At 45.1% G+C, this 21240-nt stretch carries 21 protein-coding genes and 1 pseudogene; 14 read left to right on the forward strand and 8 right to left on the reverse strand.

Annotation, left to right across the window (positions count from 1 at the left end):
- Position 1 precedes the first annotated feature (1 nt).
- The 6 genes from ACMVP2_RS09035 to ACMVP2_RS09060 all read right to left on the reverse strand — a co-directional run bounded on the left by ACMVP2_RS09035 (position 2) and on the right by ACMVP2_RS09060 (position 4936).
- On the reverse strand, positions 2 to 865 hold the full coding sequence (locus tag ACMVP2_RS09035; RefSeq protein WP_416867473.1) for a peptidylprolyl isomerase: 864 nt from the start codon (positions 863 to 865) through the stop codon (positions 2 to 4).
- Positions 862 to 1797, reverse strand: coding sequence for a hydroxymethylbilane synthase (gene hemC, locus ACMVP2_RS09040; protein WP_416867474.1), 936 nt, complete (start codon positions 1795 to 1797; stop codon positions 862 to 864). The genes ACMVP2_RS09035 and hemC overlap by 4 nt, the downstream gene beginning before the upstream one ends.
- A gap of 22 nt (positions 1798 to 1819) precedes the next feature.
- On the reverse strand, positions 1820 to 2263 hold the full coding sequence (locus tag ACMVP2_RS09045; protein WP_339789584.1) for an ATP-dependent zinc protease: 444 nt from the start codon (positions 2261 to 2263) through the stop codon (positions 1820 to 1822).
- Positions 2264 to 2265: 2 nt separating this feature from the next.
- The gene (locus tag ACMVP2_RS09050; RefSeq protein WP_416867475.1) at positions 2266 to 3408 is read right to left on the reverse strand and encodes an ATP-binding protein; all 1143 of its coding nucleotides are present in this window, start codon (positions 3406 to 3408) and stop codon (positions 2266 to 2268) included.
- Positions 3409 to 4608 (reverse strand): GlmU family protein, encoded by a 1200-nt coding sequence (locus ACMVP2_RS09055; RefSeq protein ID WP_416867476.1) that lies wholly within the window; start codon positions 4606 to 4608, stop codon positions 3409 to 3411. It abuts the gene before it with no gap.
- A 79-nt stretch (positions 4609 to 4687) separates the two neighbouring features.
- A complete protein-coding gene (locus tag ACMVP2_RS09060) occupies positions 4688 to 4936 on the reverse strand; it encodes a type B 50S ribosomal protein L31 (RefSeq protein WP_152000786.1) in 249 nt (82 codons plus the stop codon).
- 116 nt (positions 4937 to 5052) lie between these two features.
- Here ACMVP2_RS09060 and ACMVP2_RS09065 point away from each other — a divergent pair, with 116 nt between their 5' ends.
- The 4 genes from ACMVP2_RS09065 to ACMVP2_RS09080 are packed head-to-tail and all read left to right on the forward strand — an operon-like array spanning position 5053 to position 10211.
- The gene (locus tag ACMVP2_RS09065) at positions 5053 to 6036 is read left to right on the forward strand and encodes an aminodeoxychorismate synthase component I (protein WP_416867477.1); all 984 of its coding nucleotides are present in this window, start codon (positions 5053 to 5055) and stop codon (positions 6034 to 6036) included.
- Positions 6002 to 6601, forward strand: a complete 600-nt coding sequence (locus tag ACMVP2_RS09070; RefSeq protein WP_416867478.1) for an aminotransferase class IV — start codon at positions 6002 to 6004, stop codon at positions 6599 to 6601. Before ACMVP2_RS09065 ends, ACMVP2_RS09070 begins: the two co-directional genes overlap by 35 nt.
- A 29-nt stretch (positions 6602 to 6630) precedes the next feature.
- The gene (locus ACMVP2_RS09075; protein WP_416867479.1) at positions 6631 to 8331 is read left to right on the forward strand and encodes a hypothetical protein; all 1701 of its coding nucleotides are present in this window, start codon (positions 6631 to 6633) and stop codon (positions 8329 to 8331) included.
- Between the two features lie 47 nt (positions 8332 to 8378).
- Positions 8379 to 10211, forward strand: a complete 1833-nt coding sequence (locus ACMVP2_RS09080) for an ABC transporter ATP-binding protein (protein WP_416867480.1) — start codon at positions 8379 to 8381, stop codon at positions 10209 to 10211.
- A gap of 104 nt (positions 10212 to 10315) precedes the next feature.
- Here ACMVP2_RS09080 and ACMVP2_RS09085 read toward each other — a convergent pair whose 3' ends face one another.
- A complete protein-coding gene (locus ACMVP2_RS09085; RefSeq protein WP_339794798.1) occupies positions 10316 to 11833 on the reverse strand; it encodes a hypothetical protein in 1518 nt (505 codons plus the stop codon).
- A 382-nt stretch (positions 11834 to 12215) separates the two neighbouring features.
- On the opposite strand from ACMVP2_RS09085, the gene ACMVP2_RS09090 reads away from it, so the two are divergent.
- The 4 genes from ACMVP2_RS09090 (at position 12216) to ACMVP2_RS09105 (ending at position 16472) form a co-directional block, all read left to right on the forward strand.
- Positions 12216 to 13892, forward strand: a complete 1677-nt coding sequence (locus ACMVP2_RS09090) for an ABC transporter substrate-binding protein (RefSeq protein WP_416867481.1) — start codon at positions 12216 to 12218, stop codon at positions 13890 to 13892.
- Between the two features lie 80 nt (positions 13893 to 13972).
- The gene (locus tag ACMVP2_RS09095; protein ID WP_339794802.1) at positions 13973 to 14362 is read left to right on the forward strand and encodes a hypothetical protein; all 390 of its coding nucleotides are present in this window, start codon (positions 13973 to 13975) and stop codon (positions 14360 to 14362) included.
- The gene (lpcA, locus tag ACMVP2_RS09100) at positions 14359 to 14934 is read left to right on the forward strand and encodes a D-sedoheptulose 7-phosphate isomerase (protein WP_339794804.1); all 576 of its coding nucleotides are present in this window, start codon (positions 14359 to 14361) and stop codon (positions 14932 to 14934) included. Before ACMVP2_RS09095 ends, lpcA begins: the two co-directional genes overlap by 4 nt.
- Positions 14934 to 16472, forward strand: coding sequence for a YifB family Mg chelatase-like AAA ATPase (locus ACMVP2_RS09105; RefSeq protein WP_152001755.1), 1539 nt, complete (start codon positions 14934 to 14936; stop codon positions 16470 to 16472). The genes lpcA and ACMVP2_RS09105 overlap by 1 nt, the downstream gene beginning before the upstream one ends.
- A 923-nt stretch (positions 16473 to 17395) precedes the next feature.
- Here the strand turns inward: ACMVP2_RS09105 and ACMVP2_RS09110 are convergent.
- Positions 17396 to 17809: a hypothetical protein gene (locus tag ACMVP2_RS09110; protein WP_339794807.1), complete on the reverse strand. Its 414-nt coding sequence runs from the start codon at positions 17807 to 17809 to the stop codon at positions 17396 to 17398.
- Positions 17810 to 18088: 279 nt separating this feature from the next.
- On the opposite strand from ACMVP2_RS09110, the pseudogene ACMVP2_RS09115 reads away from it, so the two are divergent.
- The 6 genes and pseudogenes from ACMVP2_RS09115 to ACMVP2_RS09140 all read left to right on the forward strand — a co-directional run.
- A pseudogene (locus tag ACMVP2_RS09115) lies at positions 18089 to 18235 on the forward strand (hypothetical protein); the annotation flags it as partial.
- An 84-nt stretch (positions 18236 to 18319) separates the two neighbouring features.
- Positions 18320 to 19183, forward strand: coding sequence for a carboxylating nicotinate-nucleotide diphosphorylase (gene nadC / locus ACMVP2_RS09120; protein WP_416867482.1), 864 nt, complete (start codon positions 18320 to 18322; stop codon positions 19181 to 19183).
- Positions 19184 to 19186: 3 nt separating this feature from the next.
- A complete protein-coding gene (locus tag ACMVP2_RS09125) occupies positions 19187 to 19660 on the forward strand; it encodes a YcxB family protein (protein WP_317488612.1) in 474 nt (157 codons plus the stop codon).
- A gap of 47 nt (positions 19661 to 19707) precedes the next feature.
- Complete coding sequence (locus ACMVP2_RS09130) at positions 19708 to 20133, forward strand: regulatory protein RecX (protein ID WP_416867483.1); 426 nt, start codon at positions 19708 to 19710, stop codon at positions 20131 to 20133.
- 102 nt (positions 20134 to 20235) lie between these two features.
- Positions 20236 to 20625: a DoxX family membrane protein gene (locus ACMVP2_RS09135; RefSeq protein WP_416867484.1), complete on the forward strand. Its 390-nt coding sequence runs from the start codon at positions 20236 to 20238 to the stop codon at positions 20623 to 20625.
- A 76-nt stretch (positions 20626 to 20701) separates the two neighbouring features.
- A complete protein-coding gene (locus tag ACMVP2_RS09140) occupies positions 20702 to 21223 on the forward strand; it encodes a DinB family protein (protein ID WP_339793588.1) in 522 nt (173 codons plus the stop codon).
- The last annotated feature ends 17 nt before the right edge of the window (positions 21224 to 21240 follow it).

Here is a 21240-nt window from a genome sequence, read left to right on the forward strand (position 1 = left end):
CTTATTCTTTATATTGAATGCCGTATTTTTTGGTCAGCTCCTTTTTGGACACTTCCTCCACTTCTACTGTCATATATACTTCAACAGCAGGTACGGTCTGCACGGTTTTGACTGCGGCAATTTTATCGACAACATCTAACCCTTCCACTACCTGGCCAAAAACGGTATACTCGTCGTCCAGGTGGGGTGCCCCGCCTATCGTTGTGTATGCCTCTACTCTTTCGGGTAAGATGCTTTTTTCAATGTAAATATCGGTAGTGACTTCTTCCTTAACGAGCGGAATCAGACTCTGTACTTTGGCTGTATAGGCATCAAAATTTCCTGTCTTCCTCCCCTCCATATAAAGCTCAGTCAGTCTGTTCTTCACCTCAACCTGCGTAGAATCTTCCAGCAGTTTTCTGATGGCCATTCCGAGCTTTTCCTGATCGACCTTTAAGGCTTCCTCCGATTCATAAACCGTTCCCTGCACAATGTAAAACTGGTTGCCGCTTGAGGCCCTGTCCGGGTTAACTTCGTCGGGCTGCCGGGCCGCAGCCAATGCCCCTTTTTTATGAAAATACCTGGGTACAAACTCAGCAGGAACAGTATACTCTGGTTCTCTTTTATCCCGGGGCTTTTTGCGATTGATATCACCTCCCTGTATCATAAAATTCTCCATGACCCGGTGGAAAATTGTGCTGTCGTATTTACCACTCTCTGCCAGCTTCAAAAAGTTTGCCTTGTGCTGTGGGGTCTCGTCATACAATACAGCCTTCATGTCGCCGTACGGCGTGTGTATTGTCACAAGATAGTCCTTGTTTCCACGGCAAGATGTAATCAACACCGCCAACGACAGCCCCCAAAATAACTGCTTCACTCTCCTCATTTCTTAAGTTGCATTTTAATCTCTTTCAATATAGCATCTCCTCCCTTGTCAAGAAGTCTTTCTGCCAACTTTTTGCCGAGCGCCCGTGCGTCAGCAACTTTCCCTGTAATAGCGTCCTGCACAATGCTTTTCCCATTCAGGCTTATGATGCCCCCTTTGATCTTAAGCCTGTCCTCATGTAAAGTAGCCAGTCCAAATACCGGAATGCTGCAGCCTCCTTCCAGCGTTTCCAAAAAAGCCCGCTCGGCTATGAGCCTGGCGGCAGTATTTTGGTGGTTGACAGCATCTGTGATGGCTTTTTTGATAGCTGGATCCAGACTGGAGCTGGCCTCCACAGCCACCGAGCCCTGACCGACAGCCGGTACAAACAAATCTGTATCAAGCACCTGAGCAATTTTATCAGCAAGTCCCATGCGGTGCACACCAGCGTACGCCAGCAACAGTGCATCACAATGGCCTTCTTCCATTTTGCGAAAACGGGTTTGAAGGTTTCCCCTCACCTCCACCGTTTTTATATGTGGAAAATAGTGCTTCAGCACGGCGACTCTCCGGGTGGAAGACGTACCGACCACAATCGGCGTTTTTCTGTCTTCAAGCGAAATGCCCTTTTTATGACTTACCAGTACATCGTTGACTCTTTCCCGCTCAGTAAAGGCGATAATTTCAAAACCCCTGGGCAGCGTCGACTGCATGTCCTTGGCGCTGTGAACAGCGATGTGCACACTTCCACTAGCCAGCTGCTCCTCCAATTCCTCCGTAAAAACCCCTTTGCTACCAATTTTGGCTATAGAAACGTCGAGCACTTTATCACCCTTGGTTTCGATGGTTACCAGCTCAGTAGCGAGACCTGCTTTGTTCAAAAGCTCAGCAATGTGCTCAGCCTGCCACATGGCAAGCAAACTTCCTCTGGTTCCTATTTTTATTTTCTCCACAACAACTAGCTTTAATTTTTCTCTACTGTGCGATCTTCATTTTATAAGAAAGATTTTCTTCTCGCACATCTACCACAAACCCTTTTTTCAAAAACTTGCGCCCCAAAAGTACTGGGAATTTCATGCCTGAACGATCAGTCAGCGAGAATTCTGTTCTGAACTTTTTGCCAAACAACACCAGGCGTGTTTTGATGATCACTCTGTTTTCGATGTGCCCGGTTGAGCTTTTGATCTTCCGCTGGGTAAAATCACTTGTCTCAAATTTAGTGCTGCCCTTCCTTCCGATGGTAGCGCCCGAAATCTGAAAGCTGACTGTTGGCGTACCCTCTTTGTCAATTACCTTAATTCTGGAGCAGTGCAAAGCAGAAGTGAAAGCACCGGTATCTATTTTGGCTTTGATATTGAAAAGATCCAACTCCGGCAAGTCAATGATGTCATTTCTCCCAATGGTATAGCTGCTCTTCATTCTCATTGATATTGGAGCTCTCCGGTTCTTAAAAGCCCGGCCATTTGGAGTGACAAATCCATAAATAGAATTCGGGGATTCGCATTTCGTTCAAGGTGGTAAATAGAATCGTTCAGCAACCTGGCAGCCAACTCAATGGTTGACATAGGTATCGACTTGGCAAATTTGCTGACAAACTCTTCCTCATGAGGCATCGTTCTCTGCAGGCTTGCCTCGCCTGCTTTGACAATGAGCGACTCTCTATAAATGGTCAGGCCGTATTCCAGCAGGCTTCGCTGAGCCATTTTCGACATGCCGTTAAACTTATCAGTAAGCCCGGCCATACCCTCAAAATCCGACGACCAGCAAATCCGCATCCACTCTCTGAAAATCGTCGTCGACTCGTCTTCAACTTCGTTGAGCAGACTCAATGCAAGGTTCATGTTGCCGGCAGCCAGCCGGGCCACCGACTGCGCTTTTGCTGCATCCACTTCGGCCGTTTTTACAAGGTAGTCGGCCACTTCCTCATCAGTGAAGCCTCTGACACTTACCAGCTGCGTCCGGCTGATAATGGTGTTGATGATGGCTTCGTAGTTGTTGGAAATGAAGAAGAAAAAGGTGTTTTCCGGCGGCTCTTCTACTATCTTCAGCAAAGCATTGGCCGCCTGAATATTCATTTTTTCGGGTTGCCAAATGAGCATGGCTTTATACCTACCCTCAAAGGCTTTCAATGACAGGGCGCTGATAATTTGCCGGCTTTCTTCTCTGTAAATAATAGCCTGCTTGCTCTCCGCTCCAAAATGGCGAGTCCAGTCCAGCAGATTGCCATAGGGCTGTTCCACCAGAAAAGGCCTCCACCATTTGAGGTAGTTTTTACAAACCACCTCCTTAAAATCTTTGTTGGGAATGTCTGCAATGGGAAAGGCAAAAGTGACGTCGGGATGAACCAGCTTAGCCATTTTGCTGCATGATGGGCATGCACCACACGAATCGGTGTCACCTGGTTTGTCGCAGTTGATGTAAGTAATAAAGGCCAAGGCCAAAGAAAGGTTGGCACTACCCTCCGGCCCGTTAAAAAGCTGAGCATGCGCCATGTGGTTCTTTTGCACCGAGGCAATCAGCCTCGATTTCTCCTCTATTAGCCCTGGTATATCTCTAAATTGCATCTATTCTTCCTCCCATGACCTGAATTTAGCTGACCTTTCGAATACTTCCAGCAATATCGCTCTTTCTGTTTCATCCAATGGCATCTTTCTTCTCTCCAGCACTCTGCGGGCGGTATCAAGCGCCTGCTCAATTCTGTAGGTAGTGAAGCCTTCCGAGCCACCCCAGGCAAACGAGGGAACAAAAGACTTGGGGAAGCCACCGCCAAAAATATTGGCACTTACCCCAACTACCGTCCCTGTGTTGAACATGGTGTTAATGCCACATTTGGAGTGGTCGCCCATTAGCAAGCCGCAAAATTGCAACCCGGAATCAACGAAGGCCTCATCTGCGAAGCTCCAGACTTTCACATTGGCATAATTATTTTTGAGGTTGGAGGCATTGGTATCAGCCCCGAGGTTGCACCATTCTCCCAAAACAGCGTTGCCCAGGTAGCCGTCGTGGCCTTTGTTACTGTTGCCAAAAAACACCGCATTGGAAACTTCGCCTGCTACTTTGCAATGGGGCCCTACGGTGGTGTTTTCACGGATAGCTGCTCCCATGCCAATAATCGACTGCTCACCCATGGCAAAGGGACCTCTTATCATGGCTCCCTCCATTACCTGAGCGTTCTTGCCTATGTAAACCGGCCCGGTTTCAGCATTGATGATCGCACTTTTAATAGAAACCCCCGGCTCGATGAAAACATTTTCAGGATTATAAACCCGGGTAAATGGGTCGGTAATGTCCTCAGAAATCCGGCCCGTAGTGATTAAGTCGAAGTCGCTGCGAATTTGCGCACCATTCCACTGAAAAATCCGCCACGGACGGTCAATTAAATGAGCCTCGCCTTCAAAAACCACTTTTTTCTTCGGCGTTAAGCTGGCAAGCTCACTGTATGGTATTTGATCAGACGAATGAAAAGCAGCGAGGTAATCGCCAACCATCAGCCCTTCGTTTTCACCAAGGTTAATAATAGCTTCCACAAGCGATTCGGTGGGGCACAAGGCACCGCTTATATAGAAATTGTCAGATGCAAAGTGGGAAGGAAATTTCGCAGACAGATAATTCTCCGTGAGAAACGACACTTTGTGTCCGGTAAGCTTCTGCCACTTCTCATTCACCTTTAATATACCTATCCGTATGTCTGCCAAAGGGCGGGTATAGGTGAAGGGTAAAAGCTGGAGGCGCAGAATAGGATCGTCGAAGAGAATAATATTCATGGCGCAAAAATAAAAAAGTCTTTAGGAACTAAGCATCCTAAAGACTTTTTGCACAAACTTCTTTTCAGAAGTGTTTTGCTTATTTCTTATTTACATAGCGCTTGTTGAATTTCTCAACACGACCAGCAGTATCCACAAACAGTTTCTTACCTGTGTAAAAAGGGTGTGAAGCTGAGCTCACTTCCACTTTCACTACCGGGTATGTTTTACCATCTTCCCACTTAATGGTCTCCTCAGAGTTCATTGTCGAGCGAGTAATGAAAGAATAGTCGCTTGAAGTGTCCTGAAATACCACTTCTCTGTATTCTGGATGTATGTCTTTTCTCATTTTGAAAGTCTTTTAAGGAACTGATTCCTAAATCGGACGGCAAATATAACAAAAGCTTTTTTTTGCTCCAATTGTGAACGCCAAATATTTACCTTTGAAGTTTAATAATCAGTCATTTGAGTCTATCCACATTCATAGAATTGGTCAACAAGAAGGGGAAAGATAGGGTTCCATTCTTTTTTGTGGTCGACTTTGAGCTACACAACCCACAGGTTTGGGACATTGCCTCACTCATTGACGAAAATATCCTGTTCAACTTCGAAGGGTTTTCCAATCACCCGAAAAAAGAAGCTACCCCTGTTCACGCCGTAAAAGTATATCCGGCGTTTGAAACATATCAAAGGGCATTTGATCAGGTTTTCCAGCATTTACAAGTCGGCAACTCATTTTTAGTGAATCTTACTGCCAAAACTGAGCTCATTACATCGGCTAGCCCTTACGACATCTATCACGCCTCATCTGCCAAATACAAAATCCTCTATAAAGACGAGTGGGTGGTTTTTTCTCCGGAAACTTTCGTGAGAATTTCAGGAAACATCATCGAAACCTGCCCCATGAAGGGCACCATAGACGCCGATTTGCCTGGGGCGGCAACCACGCTGCTCAACGACCCAAAGGAGCTTGCCGAACATGTGACAGTAGTGGATTTACTGAGAAACGACTTGAGCAGGGTGAGCCACGACGTGCGGGTGGAAAAATTCAGGTATACGGAAGAAATTCGCACCAATGGCAAGCACCTGCTTCAAACCAGTTCAAAAATTGCCGGCAGATTGCCAAGTGGATATGAATCAAATCTGGGAGAAATTATAACGGAACTGTTACCTGCCGGCTCTATTTGCGGTGCTCCGAAGCCAATGACCTGCCAGATCATAAAGGAAGCTGAGGGTGAAAAAAGAGGCTACTATACTGGTGTCGCCGGATACTTTGATGGGATCAGATTGAACAGCTGCGTACTGATCCGGTACATAGAAAAGATCGGTGATCAGCTTTTTTACCGAAGCGGTGGAGGCATCACAGCGCAAAGCCAGGTGCAGCAAGAATATCAGGAACTAATCGACAAGGTGTATGTGCCTACTATTGGAGTCTATCAAAATAGCTAACGGGCAACCCCAAAACCTGCCATGGCACCAGCGGCGGCTCGATGCAAGTCGGCTGGAAGTTTTTGGTAGGCAGCTGCCACCAATCAACCTTCAGGAAATACTCAACACCTCCCAACTTGACAAAGCCACTATTTATAAGGCGAGGGTAATTTATGGTGAAGAGCTTGACAAAGTCGAAATAGAGCCCTACTCTGTCAGACCAATCCAATCGATAACGGTAGTGGAAGCAAACCGCCTCGACTACCCTCATAAGTATGCCGACCGGTCAGCTATCAATACGCTTTTTAGCCAAAGAGGCGCTGCAGATGACATACTGATCGCTCAAAATGGCTTACTCACCGACTGCAGCTACGCCAATGTTTGCTTTTGGGATGGAGGCAAATGGCACACTCCCGCAGAGCCTCTGCTGGCCGGTACCAAAAGAGCATCACTGCTTGAAAAAGGCCTTGTCTCCGAACGGAAAATAGCCGTCAGCGACATTAAATTCTTTGAATCCGTCACACTCATCAACGCCATGCTGGACCCTGGCACAATTGTGCTACCAGCGAGCCAGCTCATTTATTAACCAGATAAACCTGTTATTTTAGCGGCTGCATGCAAAAAAACTTAGCACTCGTCTTCCTTTTATTTTGCCTGGCTCTAACCGAGTCATTTGCACAAAGTGCCAACGTGCCCCTATGGGGCGACTACTACCACCTGCTTGACCGGTACGAGATTAAAAGCGGCAAGATGCACGACGGCTATTTCAGTTCTTTCAAGCCAACACTGCGCCATTCGGCAGCTGGCTTTGTCGATTCGGTGTCCAACGTTGGTGTTTTTGAGAGCTCGTCTGACAAGTTCAACGAAAAATACCTGCGGCAGGACAACTGGGAGTTCTTTACCGACAGTTTGGAAGCAGCACCCCAAAGCAAAAAACCTATTCTGAAATATTTCTACAGAACACCGTCCGACGCCTTTCACGTGCAGGAAGATGGTATTGATCTTCACGTCAGTCCTGTTTTTCAGTTTGATGTGGGGCATGACGCAAATTCTCCCTCAACGCCATTTATCAATACACGTGGTATAGTAGTTCGGGGCAGAATCGATGAAAAACTGGGCTTTTACACCTACCTCACCGAGAATCAGGCGGTGTTTCCGGCCTACACGCAGCGATGGGTCGACCGCTGGCATGTGGTGCCCAACGAAGGCTTCTGGAAGCGATTTGGAGAAGCCGGAACCGACTATATTACCGCCAATGGTTATTTAACTTTTAGTCCCACAAAACACATCCACTTGCAGGCTGGCCATGATAAGCTCTTCGTGGGCAACGGCATGCGGTCGATGTTTCTTTCCGACTTTTCGAACAACTACTTTTTCCTTCGTTTCAATGCGAAGATCTGGAAGTTCAATTATACCAATGTTATCGCCCGGCTCAAGGCCGATGTTTTCTACTACAATGACGGGCTGCTGGGCACTAAGGAGTTCCCCAACAAAAACCTGGTGATGCACCAGCTCAATTGGCAAGTCACCAAAAACTTCAACGTGGGCCTTTTTGAGGCTGTGATGTTTTCACCCGAAGACTCGTTGCGTACCGGCTCGTTCGATCCCAACTATCTTAATCCCTTTATCTTCTACAGGGGGCTCGAACAGCAGCTGGGCAGCCCCGACAACGTACTTGTTGGGTTTGATGCCAAATGGAATTTTGCTCGCCACTTTTCGGCTTATGGACAATTCCTGCTGGATGAACTATCGTTAACCAACCTGAAAAACAAGACAGGCTGGTGGTCGAACAAATACGCCTATCAACTTGGTTTGAAATGGGTGGATGTGGGCAACGTCTCCAATCTCGACCTTCAGCTTGAACACAACTACGCACGGCCTTACACATACGCCCATCAGAGCAGCTACACCAGCTTTACACACTACCGGCAACCGCTGGCCAACCCGCTTGGAGCAAATTTCAAAGAATGGGTGGCTGTGCTAAGGTATCAACCAATTGGAAAGCTTCAACTCACTGCCAGGGCAATGCTTGCTTCCCAGGGAGAAGATACGCTCGCTTCGAACTGGGGCCGAAATCCGCTGCTTCCGTATGCCACCTTCGAGCAAGAATTTGGAAACTTTACAGGCCAGGGAGTGGCTACAAAAATCAACCTTGTGGGCTTACAGGCCAGCTATCAGTTGCTCCACAATCTTTTCATCGATGCCAGATTCATTTACCGCAAAGAGCAACAAGAAAGTGTTTCGCTGCGTAACAATGACCAGTTCTTTGGTTTTGGCATCCGGCTCAATACCGATACCAAACATCATTATTTCTAATTGACACCATTACACTCTACCTTTGCGCCCTCACTTCAAGTAGTTGAATGAAAACCTATTTCAGACTTCTTTCTTTTGCCCGCCCTTTCGGGAAGTTTATTCCCACTTATATATTGGTCACCATTCTCCAGGTCGTATTCAGCCTGGTGAACTTTGCTGTACTCATCCCACTGCTCGAAATACTCTTTGACCAGATAGAGCCGGAGAAGTTAGAGAACCTTAAACACCTACCCGAGTTCACGATCAGCGTCGACTATTTCAAATCGCTTTTCTATTATCATTTTTCTGGCTTTATCGACACCGCTGGAAAAACCGGCGCCTTGAAATTTGTTTGCGCAATCATCGTTATTTCAGTATTTCTCGCCAACTTATTCAGGTATCTCTCCGCAGTAATGCTGGCAAAAATACGAGCGCTGGTCATTAAGAACCTCCGCACCCTGGTGTATGAACGCATCCTTTCTTTTCCAGTCAGCTTTTTTACCGAGCGCAGAAAGGGGGATATCGTAAGCAGGGTTACCAACGATGTGCAGGAAGTAGAGCATTCAGTGGTTAGCACACTTAAGGTGCTGTTCAAAGAGCCAGCCATGATCATAGGCTACTTCGCAGTGCTGTTCAGCATGTCTGTGGAACTCACCTTATACACTATGCTTCTGCTGCCCATCTCAGGCGGGCTCATTGCAGGCATTGCCAGGCGACTCAAAAAGCGGGCACATCAAAGCCAACAGGCTTTGGGAAATATCAACAACATCCTCGACGAGAGCATCGGCGGGATTCGGATTATCAAGGCGTTCACTGCTACCAAGTTTGTGTTCCAAAAGTTCATAAAAGAGGTTCAATACTATGCCAGAAAGAATGTGTCTATAGCCAGAAGATATGAGATGGCCGGGCCGATCTCGGAATTTCTCGGCGTTTCGGTGGTCGCTGGAATCCTTCTCGTTGGCGGGAACCTCATCCTGCAGGACAACTCCACCCTTACCCCCTCAGAGTTTCTTGCATTCCTTATCATATTTTCCCAAATATTACCTCCGGCAAAGGCTATGTCGTCTTCTTTCAGCAATATCCAGCGTGGTCTGGCTGCCGGAGAAAGAATTTTCGAGGTTATCGATACGCAGTCGGCCATTACTGACGCCCGGAGTTCCACAGTACTTCCATCTTTCAGCACGTCAATCGAATTTAAAAACGTTTCGTTTGCCTACGAAAAAGAGCTGGTACTGAAAAACATTAACCTAAGTATCCCAAAGGGGAAAACAGTAGCACTTGTCGGCCCCTCCGGAGGTGGTAAATCCACCCTTTCCGACCTTATTCCAAGGTTTTACGACCCCAATAAAGGGGATGTGTGCATCGATGGAAAACCGCTCACCTCCTACACCATGGACTCCATTCGCAAGCAGATGGGCATTGTTACCCAGGAGTCCATTCTCTTTAACGACACAGTACTGAATAATATCGCCTTTGGAGTAGCTGACGCTGATGAGGAAAAAGTAATAGCTGCGGCCAAAATCGCCAATGCGCATGAGTTTATTGCTGAAATGCCCGAAGGGTATTATACAGAAATAGGAGACAGAGGCGTGAAACTCAGCGGTGGTCAGCGGCAAAGGCTGAGCATTGCACGGGCTATTTTCAAAAATCCACCAATCCTGATTCTAGACGAGGCCACTTCGGCACTTGATTCGGAGTCGGAGAAGCTGGTGCAGGAGGCCCTTACCAACCTGATGAAAAACCGCACTTCGGTAGTGATTGCCCACAGACTGAGCACGATACAAAATGCTGACCTTATTGTGGTATTGCAGAATGGACAAATCGCCGAGCAGGGAACCCACAATGAGTTGATTGCCAAAGCAGGCCTTTACTCAAGGCTGATCGAAATGCAGTCGTTCTAGAAAATCCACCCTGGTTCAAAAGAATAAAAACCCTGCTGACAGAGCCAGCAGGGTTATATTGTCATATCAACATATGACAAGCATCGACCTAATCAAAGTTTCATCTACCTGCCGAAGTCCAGCTTGACAAATGAATGCTCCATATTTTGTAGCATCATTTCCCATAGTTGTTCGTAAGGCACAATTTCTATTTCTGCAAACGCATCACCAGGCTCTGGTGTGCCTTTCAGCCTATTGAAATACTTTTCCCCCTTCTTAGCTGCTATTGTGGGGTTAAAGCTACTTTCCACCATAATGGTGATCAGCTTAAGGAACAGCTTCTCCCGCTGGCTTTCCGGGTTTTCGTTGAGGTAGCGATAAATATATTTTTCTGTGTTTGGCAGTTTGGTGAGCGCAATATCCAATTTATCTTTCTTCATTAAATCGATAAACTCCAGGATCATAATGGCCACCATGAGCCCCTGCTTATCTTGAGTATAAAAGGGCAGCTTCTGATAAATTTTGGAGAAATCGAGCACATCCTCCACGTCCCTATTTGGCATAAGGAAATATAAGTAGGCTTTGTACAGCTCCCACCTTTCTTTTGCCATCTGGGAAATTTTTTCCATGTGAGGGTTTCTCTGCACCTGACCAATAAGATCTTCCGCCAATTCATAGTTTCCACTATGCAGCGCCATTAAGTAGTAGTTCTCCATATGAGCAAACCAATTCCTGGATGAACGACCAATATGTTCTAACCCCGATTTGGCGTAGATCATGCCATTTTTGTAATCCTTCGCTCTGAGATATGCATATGTTTTGATGAAAACATTATACCTCATATCAAACCTAAGCGGATTAACAGTACCACTCTTCACCATCCGTTCTGCTTCTCCGGTAATTTCAAGAATACCCTCGAACTCGCCCAAAAGCTCATTTGACCTTATTTTCAGTCGATAGTATCTCTCAAATACATTGTATGACTTACTTTTTTCCCAAAGATTCTGCAATTGTTGCACCGACTTCAACGTCGAATCGAGGTGAGTCTTCCTGGAATGAACTGACTTTTGAAGCTGCATTTTCTTCATACAAAAGATACTTTCAGCTTCCTCCTCTATTTTAAGCAACTCTTCATACTTCTTGATCCGCCCAATCGTCTTCCTCAAATGATTGGGTCTGCACATTTGAGAGTAAATTGTCCTCAGTATTCTTAGACCTGAAAGTGTCAATTCTGTAAACTCTGCTTCCCTTGATATCGCCAGAGCCTTGTTGATATGCTTTTCAGCCAGTTCATACTCGCCTTCCTTAAACAATATTTTGGCTCTGAAAATGTAACTGTGACACTCCTGCTCGTATGGGAATCCGATGTTCACTTTTGAGTCGTTGAAATCAACAAAATAAAGCAGATTATAGAGCTTGTACCGCAGGCGTGATTTGAGCATCCGGAAACGCTGGTCGGTGGAGTCCGATTCATACATGCCCAAAGAGGCTTCATCATCTGTGTTGTACAGCCCTTTTTGAATCCCATTAAAAAGCTGCTGTTCTTTGCTAGGGTTTTCGTCATGACTAATAACATCAATCAGCGAAACGTTTTTCTTTACCCTTGTTGTTATAATCCGTACTAATTTTTTTATCTCCTCCATTTCAATACAATTACTTACTTGCTAAATACTCACTAGATTAATATATACACCATAACAACTACATTTTGTTATAGTTACGTCAAGTTACAAAGTGTCAGTTTTTTTTCCAAAGCACAGCCACATCTTCGTGCCATACAATTTTAAACAATTAAATCGCTTGACCTATGGCACAGTATGTTTTCTTTATGATTCTATCATTAGGACTTTATTTTTCCGCTCCTAAAACAACCACTTCTCACACCTCAAAAAAGGCAAAGAAATCACTTCACATCATTAAGACGGGCGGTGATGACGGTTGGGAGCCAGGTGGATTATAATCCAATATATTACTAATAATCATTTCTCAGGTTTTAAATTAGCTCCTCTTTGAGGGGCTTTTTTTATGAATCAGAAACTAAGGTTATTAGGTTATTCCCTACTCTTTCTAACTGGGTGCACTTCGCAGGTTGATTATCCTTCGCAATTAAGGATTCAAATCAATAGCTTTCCGGAAAGCTTTTCACCCATCAAAACAAACGAGTTCGATGGGATTATATTTCAATTTTTAAGCGAAAGAGATTCGACGGATAAGATAGTCTCAAATTTAGCGGAACTTTCTGAAAAAATACCTATAAATGACACAATTAGTTTATTTGGCTTTGCACTAAAGAGCTCAGCCAAATGGGTGAATGGCGTTCCTGTGACAAAAGAAGACGTGTTTTTTACCTTAAAACTCAATAAATGCAGGCTCAGAAGCGGCATTTCTTCAGGAAGCTTTCATTTAGATGCCATCAAAGCTTTTTACCCAGACTCTGCCAACTCCCGGTTTTTTCAGCTCGAAACGCATGGCAACCCGGAGTATAGCAGGTCAGTAGCCGGAGATTTCCTTGTTATGCCCGAACACATTTTTGACCCTCAAAAAGTGCTGAGAGCTTATAGTTTGGACGAGATAAGCACCTTCAATGAAGAAAACGCACCAGATGATGTAAAAAAATACTTCGAAGGTTTCAATGGCATTGCCCCATTCGATTCTGTATACTTTAAAGGTTCTGGCCCTTATCAAATCGAGAGCTACTATCCTGACCAAAGTATTAGCCTGACATTAACCGAAACAAACGAAGAAAAGCTGCCGTCGAAATTCCAGCTAGCAAATAAGATCAACTATGTGATGATAACTGACCCCACGGCCGCCAGATTTGCTTTGCAAAACAATGAAGTAGACGTTATTACCCAGGTGCCCGCCACCGAGTTTGTGCAACTTGAGGCATTCAACAAAACCTCAAATAGTCTTAACCTCTACCAACAAGCTGGATTCAAGTTTGTGTTTTTTGGCTTCAATACCCGTCAGCCAAAATTTAGCAGCAAGGACGTGAGAATTGCCCTTTCCCATGTTATCGACGTTCAGGGTATCATCGACGCAGTCCGCCTTGGTTATGCTGAGCCTACTGTCGGGCCTGTACATCCGGTTTTATCGGATCTGTACAACGCCGACATAAGCACCTACGCCTATAACCCAGACCAAAGCAGGGCCCTACTTGAAAAATCAGGGTGGAACTTCAACGGAAATAAATGGAAGAATGACGCTGGAGAAACACTTGACTTCGAACTCACTTACAACGGGGCAAATCCGGACTATCAAAAAATAGCGCTGATTGTGCAAAGCGAGGCAAAGAAAATAGGCGTGCAGGTAAACCTGGCGCCGGAGGAATCAGGCACGCTTTTAAAAAGGCTGCGATCGCACCAGTTCGAAGCTGTGCTCTATTCATTTGTTGGCTCGCCACGGGCCTATGATTACTCACCGCTGTTCCACACTGCGTCGGCTGCTCCGGGTAAAATGAATTTTTCTGGCTTCGGAACTGATGAAAGCGACCGGGAAATTGAAAAGGCCATCTTATCTACCTCAAGAGAAGAGATGGCCATTCATTTGAAAAAATTGCAACAAATTCTGCACGAAGAGCGACCTATAGTCTTTCTTTATTTTGAACAAAGCCTCATAGCAACGTCGAAGAAGTTTCCTCGTTTAAACATTAGCTACTATCGTCCTGGGTACGATCCGGTTGGGTTCTACCAGACACATTAGTCCTGAAATTGAAGTATATCGTTTTTTTGTTTACTCACTCATTCTAACTACATTTTAGCCTCATTAGTTATCGAAAAATAATGCTTAAACGCTTTAGGTATATATTTTATCTGGTCTACGTCCTTTACGCTCTGATGCTCCTGTACCTTTGCGTTAAACTTCTGAAAGTGCCAGACGCCACAGAAGATGCCTTCTACCTTTATTTAAAAGAAACATTCGGAGGTTATTTCGGTGTGATCTCGTTTCTAGAAACTTACTTCAGATCGTTCCAGATATTCACCATCCTTGCTGTTGTATTTAGCTTCCTGATACTTTTCTCTGACTTCTTTGGGAAGCTTTTCCTTAGAAAAAAGATTGCCCGGCTTGAAGGGGAGGTCAACGACTTGAAGGCAAAACTTTACGACAGGGAGCAAAAGACCACTCCTCCGTCGATTACCACAACGCAACCAAGCTCTTCCGACGAAAAATGAAAGAATTGATCGAGAATGAGCTTAAAGAAGCTCATCAACTTCTTGAAAGTTTTCTCTCAGACCCTGCTACTGCTCAAAGCATCGAAAAGGCCGTTGACCTGATGGTAACGAGCATTTTGGAAGGAAAAAAAATAATTTCTTGCGGGAACGGTGGCTCAATGTCGGATGCCATGCATTTTGCTGAAGAGTTGAGCGGCAGATACCGGGGAAACAGACCTTCAATTCCAGCCGTTTCTATTTCCGACCCTACCCATATTACCTGTGTCGGCAATGATTACGGCTTTGACTACATCTTTTCAAGATATATTGAGGGGCTTGGACAGCCGGGCGATGTGCTGCTGGGCATCTCAACAAGTGGCAATTCCAAAAACATTATCGAAGCAGTTGCTAAGGCAAAAGAAAAGGGATTGAACGTTATTTTGCTCACCGGAAAAGATGGCGGTAAACTAGCCAACGCAGGCGATGTGGAAATAAGAGTGCCGCATTTTGGCTTTGCTGACAGGATTCAGGAAATCCACATCAAAGTCATTCATATTTTTATTCTTCTCATTGAAAAGAAATTGGGGTACTGATGCTGGCAAAAACCTTTGGAAGCGCTGTATATGGAGTAGACGCCTCTATCATTACCGTTGAGGTAAATGTGAGCGCCGGCACCAAGTTTCTTATGGTGGGCCTGCCCGACAATGCCGTTAAAGAGAGTGAGCAGCGAGTAGAATCGGCCATTAAATACTTTGGCTATTCTATGCCAAGGATAAAAACAGTAGTGAACCTGGCTCCAGCCGACATAAAAAAGGAAGGCTCCGCCTACGACCTGCCAATCGCCCTGGGCATTTTAAAAGCATCGGGCCAGCTAACTACAGAAGCGCTTGAGCAGTACATCATCATGGGTGAGCTTTCACTCGACGGCCTGCTGCGACCCATCAAAGGCGTTTTACCGATTGCCATTGAGGCTCGGAAGAAAGGATTTAAAGGTTTCATCCTGCCAAAGGAAAATGCCTCTGAAGCAGCCATCGTTGATAAGCTTGATATTATTGGGGTTGAGACGATCAATGAAGCCATTGAGTTTGTGGAGGGCAGGCTTGAAATTGAACCGCTAAAAAAAGATACAAGAAGCATTTTCGAAGATACCTATGATGGGTATGAGGCAGATTTTGCTCAGGTGCAAGGACAGGAGAATATCAAAAGAGCATTGGAAATTGCCGCTGCTGGCGGCCACAATGTGATCATGATTGGCCCTCCCGGGGCTGGCAAGACCATGCTGGCCAAACGGCTTCCCTCAATCCTGCCACCGCTGAACCTTCACGAGGCCCTCGAAACAACCAAAATTCATTCTGTCGCCGGAAAGCTTGGTGCTCATGCTTCACTTGTAGCAACAAGGCCATTTCGCTCGCCGCACCACACTATTTCTGACGTTGCACTGGTCGGAGGCGGCGGCATTCCACAGCCGGGTGAAATTTCGCTGGCCAATAATGGAGTACTATTTCTTGATGAGCTGCCCGAGTTCAAACGAACCGTGCTGGAAGTAATGCGGCAGCCACTGGAAGAGAGGCGGGTAACCATTTCCAGGGCCAAGGTCTCCATCGACTTTCCCGCCAACTTTATGCTGGTAGCCAGCATGAACCCCTGCCCCTGTGGCTATTACAATCACCCTGAAAAGGAATGCGTGTGCCCGCCCGGCACAGTACAGCGCTACCTTAACAGAGTCAGCGGCCCATTGCTCGACCGGATTGATCTGCATGTGGAAGTCACACCTGTTTCCTTTGACGAAATGACCGCAGACCGGCAAGCGGAAACAAGCACGCAAATCAGAGAACGGGTGATCAGCGCACGGCTGCTCCAAACAGAAAGGTTCAAAGATCACCCCACCATTTTCAGCAATGCAATGATGCCACCCCCGATGGTGAAAGACATTTGCCAGATCAACGAAGCAGGGAAAAAGCTACTCAAGACTGCTATGGAGCGGCTGGGCCTGTCAGCCAGGGCCTACGATCGCATTCTTAAAGTGTCCAGGACCATTGCAGACCTGGCTGGCACCGAGGAAATCAGGATCGAACACCTCGCCGAAGCTATTCAGTACCGCAGTTTGGACAGAGAGGGCTGGGCCGGGTGACCCCAGACAATACTCCATTTAAGAATAATTATTTGGATTCAGCCGGAACCAAGCTACATTATATGTCTCACTACATCTAAGCTGACTTTCACTAGCCTTAAATTCTGAGATATCCTTTTTGGTCACGTAGCCAGCATTGTCGATCAGGTTACCTCTGTGGCGGCAAAAGGCTCTGGATGCTTCTGTTTGGGCTTCCGGCAAAAAGCTACCTCTAAGAAGACTAAAGTGTATAACTGCTGAATCCAGATACAGTCCAACACGCCGTCCTTTTGCCCTGGATGTTCTTTGTGGTCCGCCGCTGCGTAAGCTCTCTATGAACCAGTACTATCTCAATGACCAGCCCGATCAAATTCCGTCTAGAGGCTTTGAGAATAGCTGCCAGTCAATTCGATAGCAACTGACTTCACAGTATTGGCTAAAAACCAATTCACTAACACTTTTGGGCCTTCTCAGTAGACCCAAAAGTTCCCAAACATCTTCCTTTTATTGTCTGATCGCCACGAAATGTGTGCGGCTCAATATATCAATGTCAGCCGCACCGGGACTGATGATTCTCACTTTTCCTTTTGCCATTTTATTTCCTTGATGAGGAAACAAATGGCCCTTAGAGCATATATATCAGTGTAAGTATGTCCTAAACGAGGTATCTTTCCAATGACTCATCATTGAATGTAATTACCACAAGTCCTTGATAACGAGATATATCAAAGACTTTTCACATCCAGAGGCATATTGCACTCGAGCTTTATAGTACTCAATAACGAGTACTGCAAGAACCACCAACTACTCGATGTACTTTCTAAGGGCACTCAGAAAGGTGCCAAAACATTATTTGAAGAATTAATTTGCGACCCGAAAAAGAATGGATTATGACTAACGTTTTAAAAGCTGATATGGCGATATGGTTGAAATATGTTACAATATTACCTGAAAGGACAATCGTAAACATTAACTGTTCTCGACGTGGAATACCATACTCCGCAACATTTCCATTGAATATTCATCGTAATAGTTCTGAGATATGTCTTTGAAGTATGAGGAGGGCCACTATAGGATGCATATTGCAAACCAACATCGGTTCTCCATGTCCCGTCAAGCTGCGAAGTCGGGCCTCCTATAACTCCGATAATATCCCCTGAATTGCTTGAAGTCACTGACACCGTCACCTGCTCAGTTCCATTAGCTGTGGTAATAACATAATTACGAAAATCACCAGCGCACGCATCCGTAGTAACATTCTGGATCGATATTCCCGCACAACCGTTTTTTTGTGCATTTACCGAACCATAAGCAGCTATTACAGTAATTAACAACAAAAATAATTTTAAGTTTTTCATACGTTTTTAGTTTTTAGTTTTCTATACCTCCATATCAGCTTTACAATAACAATTCAAATATATATAAATAACACGTTATCATAAAAGATTATATGTCAGAAAATTACAAAGATGCCATTAAATAAATTTTCATTTTTACATTAAAATTATTAAATAAGTTATGAAAAAATAACTACTACAATCTTTTTGATTGTACGTAGTAAATAAAAAATTACTGGTTATTAAAATATTTCTGGCACGATCAGAAATATGCATTTCCCATCTGCGACTATTTACTTCCTAAATATCAGCCTAAGGGCACTTATTCAAACTGCGAAGATATCCAGAACCATTGCAGACCTGGCAGGAACGGACGAAATCAGGATTGAACACCTAGCTGAAGCCATTCAGTACCGCAGCCTAGATAGAGAAGGTTGGGCTGGATAATTTGCAGTCTAGTGCTGGTTAAATATTAACCAAGATTTTCGATCATTCCCCACTAAATAAAATTCGGTTGTCTATTTTTGCGACGTGAAACAGGAGGACTTCTTTTACACGCAACTCAACGCACTTGTGGAAAATGCCCTGGCGGAAGACATAGGCGAGGGCGACCACTCAACCCTTTCCACTGTGCCTGCGACAAAGCAAGGCAAAGCAAGGCTTCTGGTGAAGGGCGACGGCATTATAGCCGGAATGGACGTGGCAAAATTTATCTTTCACAAATACGATCCCGCTCTTCAGTTTATCCAGCACTTTGAAGATGGCTCAGCGGTGAAGGCAGGCGACATAGCCTTTGAGCTAATGGGAAGTGCCCGGTCGATCCTAACCACAGAAAGGTTGGTGCTCAATTGCATGCAAAGAATGAGTGGAATTGCCACCTACACAAATAGTTTAAGTAGCATGATTTCGCATACAAAGGCTAAGCTGCTGGACACCAGAAAAACCACGCCGAACTTCCGGTTGCTGGAGAAAAAGGCAGTTGAAATCGGCGGCGGCAAGAACCATCGTTTCGCCCTTTATGATATGATAATGCTCAAGGACAATCATATCGATATGGCCGGGGGCATCGGCCCAGCTATCCTGGCCACCAAGCATTATCTAAAAGTGCTCGGAAAAAGCCTTAAAATTGAAGTTGAAACAAGGAGCCTGGCGGAAGTTAATGAAGTTTTGGCTGAGGGCGGGGTCGATTTCATCATGCTCGACAATATGAGCACCACAGAAATGAAAAAAGCAGTAGCTTTGATCGCCGGAAAAGCCAAAGTGGAAGCTTCCGGAGGAATAACCGAAAAGACAATAAAAGAGATAGCAGAAACCGGGGTTGATTTTATTTCGGTTGGCGCACTCACGCACTCTTATAAAAGCCTGGATTTAAGTTTGAAAGTAGTAATAGAATAATTCATGATCGTAAAAACTAAGAAGTATCAACTTCCAAAAAATACCTATATAAAAATTGCTCTTTGGAGCGTGTTGAAGCAGCAATGGTGGGTTTCCCTCATCTATGTCGGCCTCAATCTGCCAGTGTTTTTTCTACCCAGCTGGTGGTGGTTCATTGGCTCTACCATTGCACTTGTACTGTATATACTGTTTTGGCTGATTCAGTTTGCTGGTGCCACTCAAATGGAGCAATTCAAAATTCTTTTTGACAAACTGGGCTATGAAATTGACAGCCGACAGATCCTGATCAAAATAAATACCAAGCAGGGGATGCCGATGAAATGGGAAAATATCTCCCGGGCGCAAGTCAAAAAAGATGCCTTTACATTGTTTGTGAACAAAGCGCAAATTATTCATCTCCCGTTCAAGGTTTTTAACACCGAAAATGAGGTGAAGTTTGTGGAAACCATTCTGAAAAGAAAAGGCCTTGTCAAATAGCTTTGACTGAAGCAGACAAAAAAAGAATAAAACCGCATTTGTCGAAGATGGCACATTACTGCTCCATGCAGGAACGTGCCGTTTCCGATATCCTCTTGAAATTGCGAAGCGCTTCTTTGTCTGATGATGACAAGAACCTCATCGTAGCAACGCTGAAAAAAGAAGGTTTTCTGGATGAGGCCAGGTATGCCAGAGCCTTTGCCAACGACAAGTTCAAATTAAATCAGTGGGGCAGGATTAAGATCGGCTATGCGCTGAGGATGAAGCAGGTGGATAGTGCCACCATTGAAGAAGGACTCGAGCAAATTGACGAAGGGGACTACCAGGATCTGATTACTTCTCTGGCCACCAGAAAACTCAAAGATACCCGCTCAAGCAGCACCGCAGACCGCAACAACAAAATTGCCCGATTTCTTTTACAACGTGGCTTCGAGTCTGATCTCGTTTGGAAAACTATTCAAGCGTTGCCTTGAATTGTCTCGTATTTGACTAAAGCCCGTCTTTTTTTCAATCAGAATGATTAAATTCATCCTGATTCCCGTAAACTGTTGAGTTATTCACTCAAATGAAGTCTCATGAAAATCAGGAAGGGCGGAGTAATAGTTATGCGAATAGTGGCCGCAATAATTATGCTCCAAACGCTCTATTTTAAGTTTACAGGGGCACCAGAGTCCATTTATATATTCAGCACTATCGGAATGGAACCCTGGGGCAGGTACATGGTAGGCAGCATGGAACTTGTTGCATCAGTGCTTTTACTCATCCCAAAAATCTACTGGCTTGGCGGCCTGCTTGGGATGGGGCTAATGGCCGGAGCCTTGTTCTTCCACTTTGCGTTTTTGGGCATTGAGGTGCAGGGAGATGGTGGCCTGTTGTTTGCCTATGCTGTCATTGTATTTCTTGCTAGCCTGGTGACTGTTATAGATCGTAAGAATGATATCCCTATTTTAAAAAATTTGTTCTGAATTGACCTTTTGTCCTTCATTTGACCGTATGTTAAATGATCGGTAAGTATTTTTATTGTTCGGATACCCAGCATATATGAACCTAATAACCACGACAGGAAACGTTTTGTCTCAGCTTGATGATGTAATCGTTCAACTAAAGCCTGAAGACTACTCACGCCCGGTTAAACTTCTCAACAACTCAACTATTGGCCAGCACGTAAGGCACACGCTAGAGTTCTTTATCTGTCTGATGGACGGCACTCCCAGCGGTGTGGTCAATTATGACAACCGCCGAAGAGACAAGATGATCGAAGACGACATGGACTTTGCCCGGCAAGTCCTGAGAGGAATTGGAGATTTTGTAAAATCCCATAAGGAAAATTCTGCGCTGAATCTTGAAGCAGATTTTGGATCAACAGACCGACAGGCTGACCAGGAAGCAATGGTAAGCATACCCTCCAACTACCTTCGTGAATTGGTCTACAATATTGAACACGCTATTCACCACATGGCGTTGATAAGGGTGGCGATCAACGAGTTTTGCAGTTACGTGCAGCTGCCTGAAGACTTTGGCGTGGCCAGTAGCACCATTCGAAGCAGACAAGCGAGTAACTAGATTCTTCATCATCACCT

Origin of the sequence: Imperialibacter sp. (assembly GCF_048007035.1) — a bacterium.
GTDB lineage: Bacteria > Bacteroidota > Bacteroidia > Cytophagales > Cyclobacteriaceae > Imperialibacter.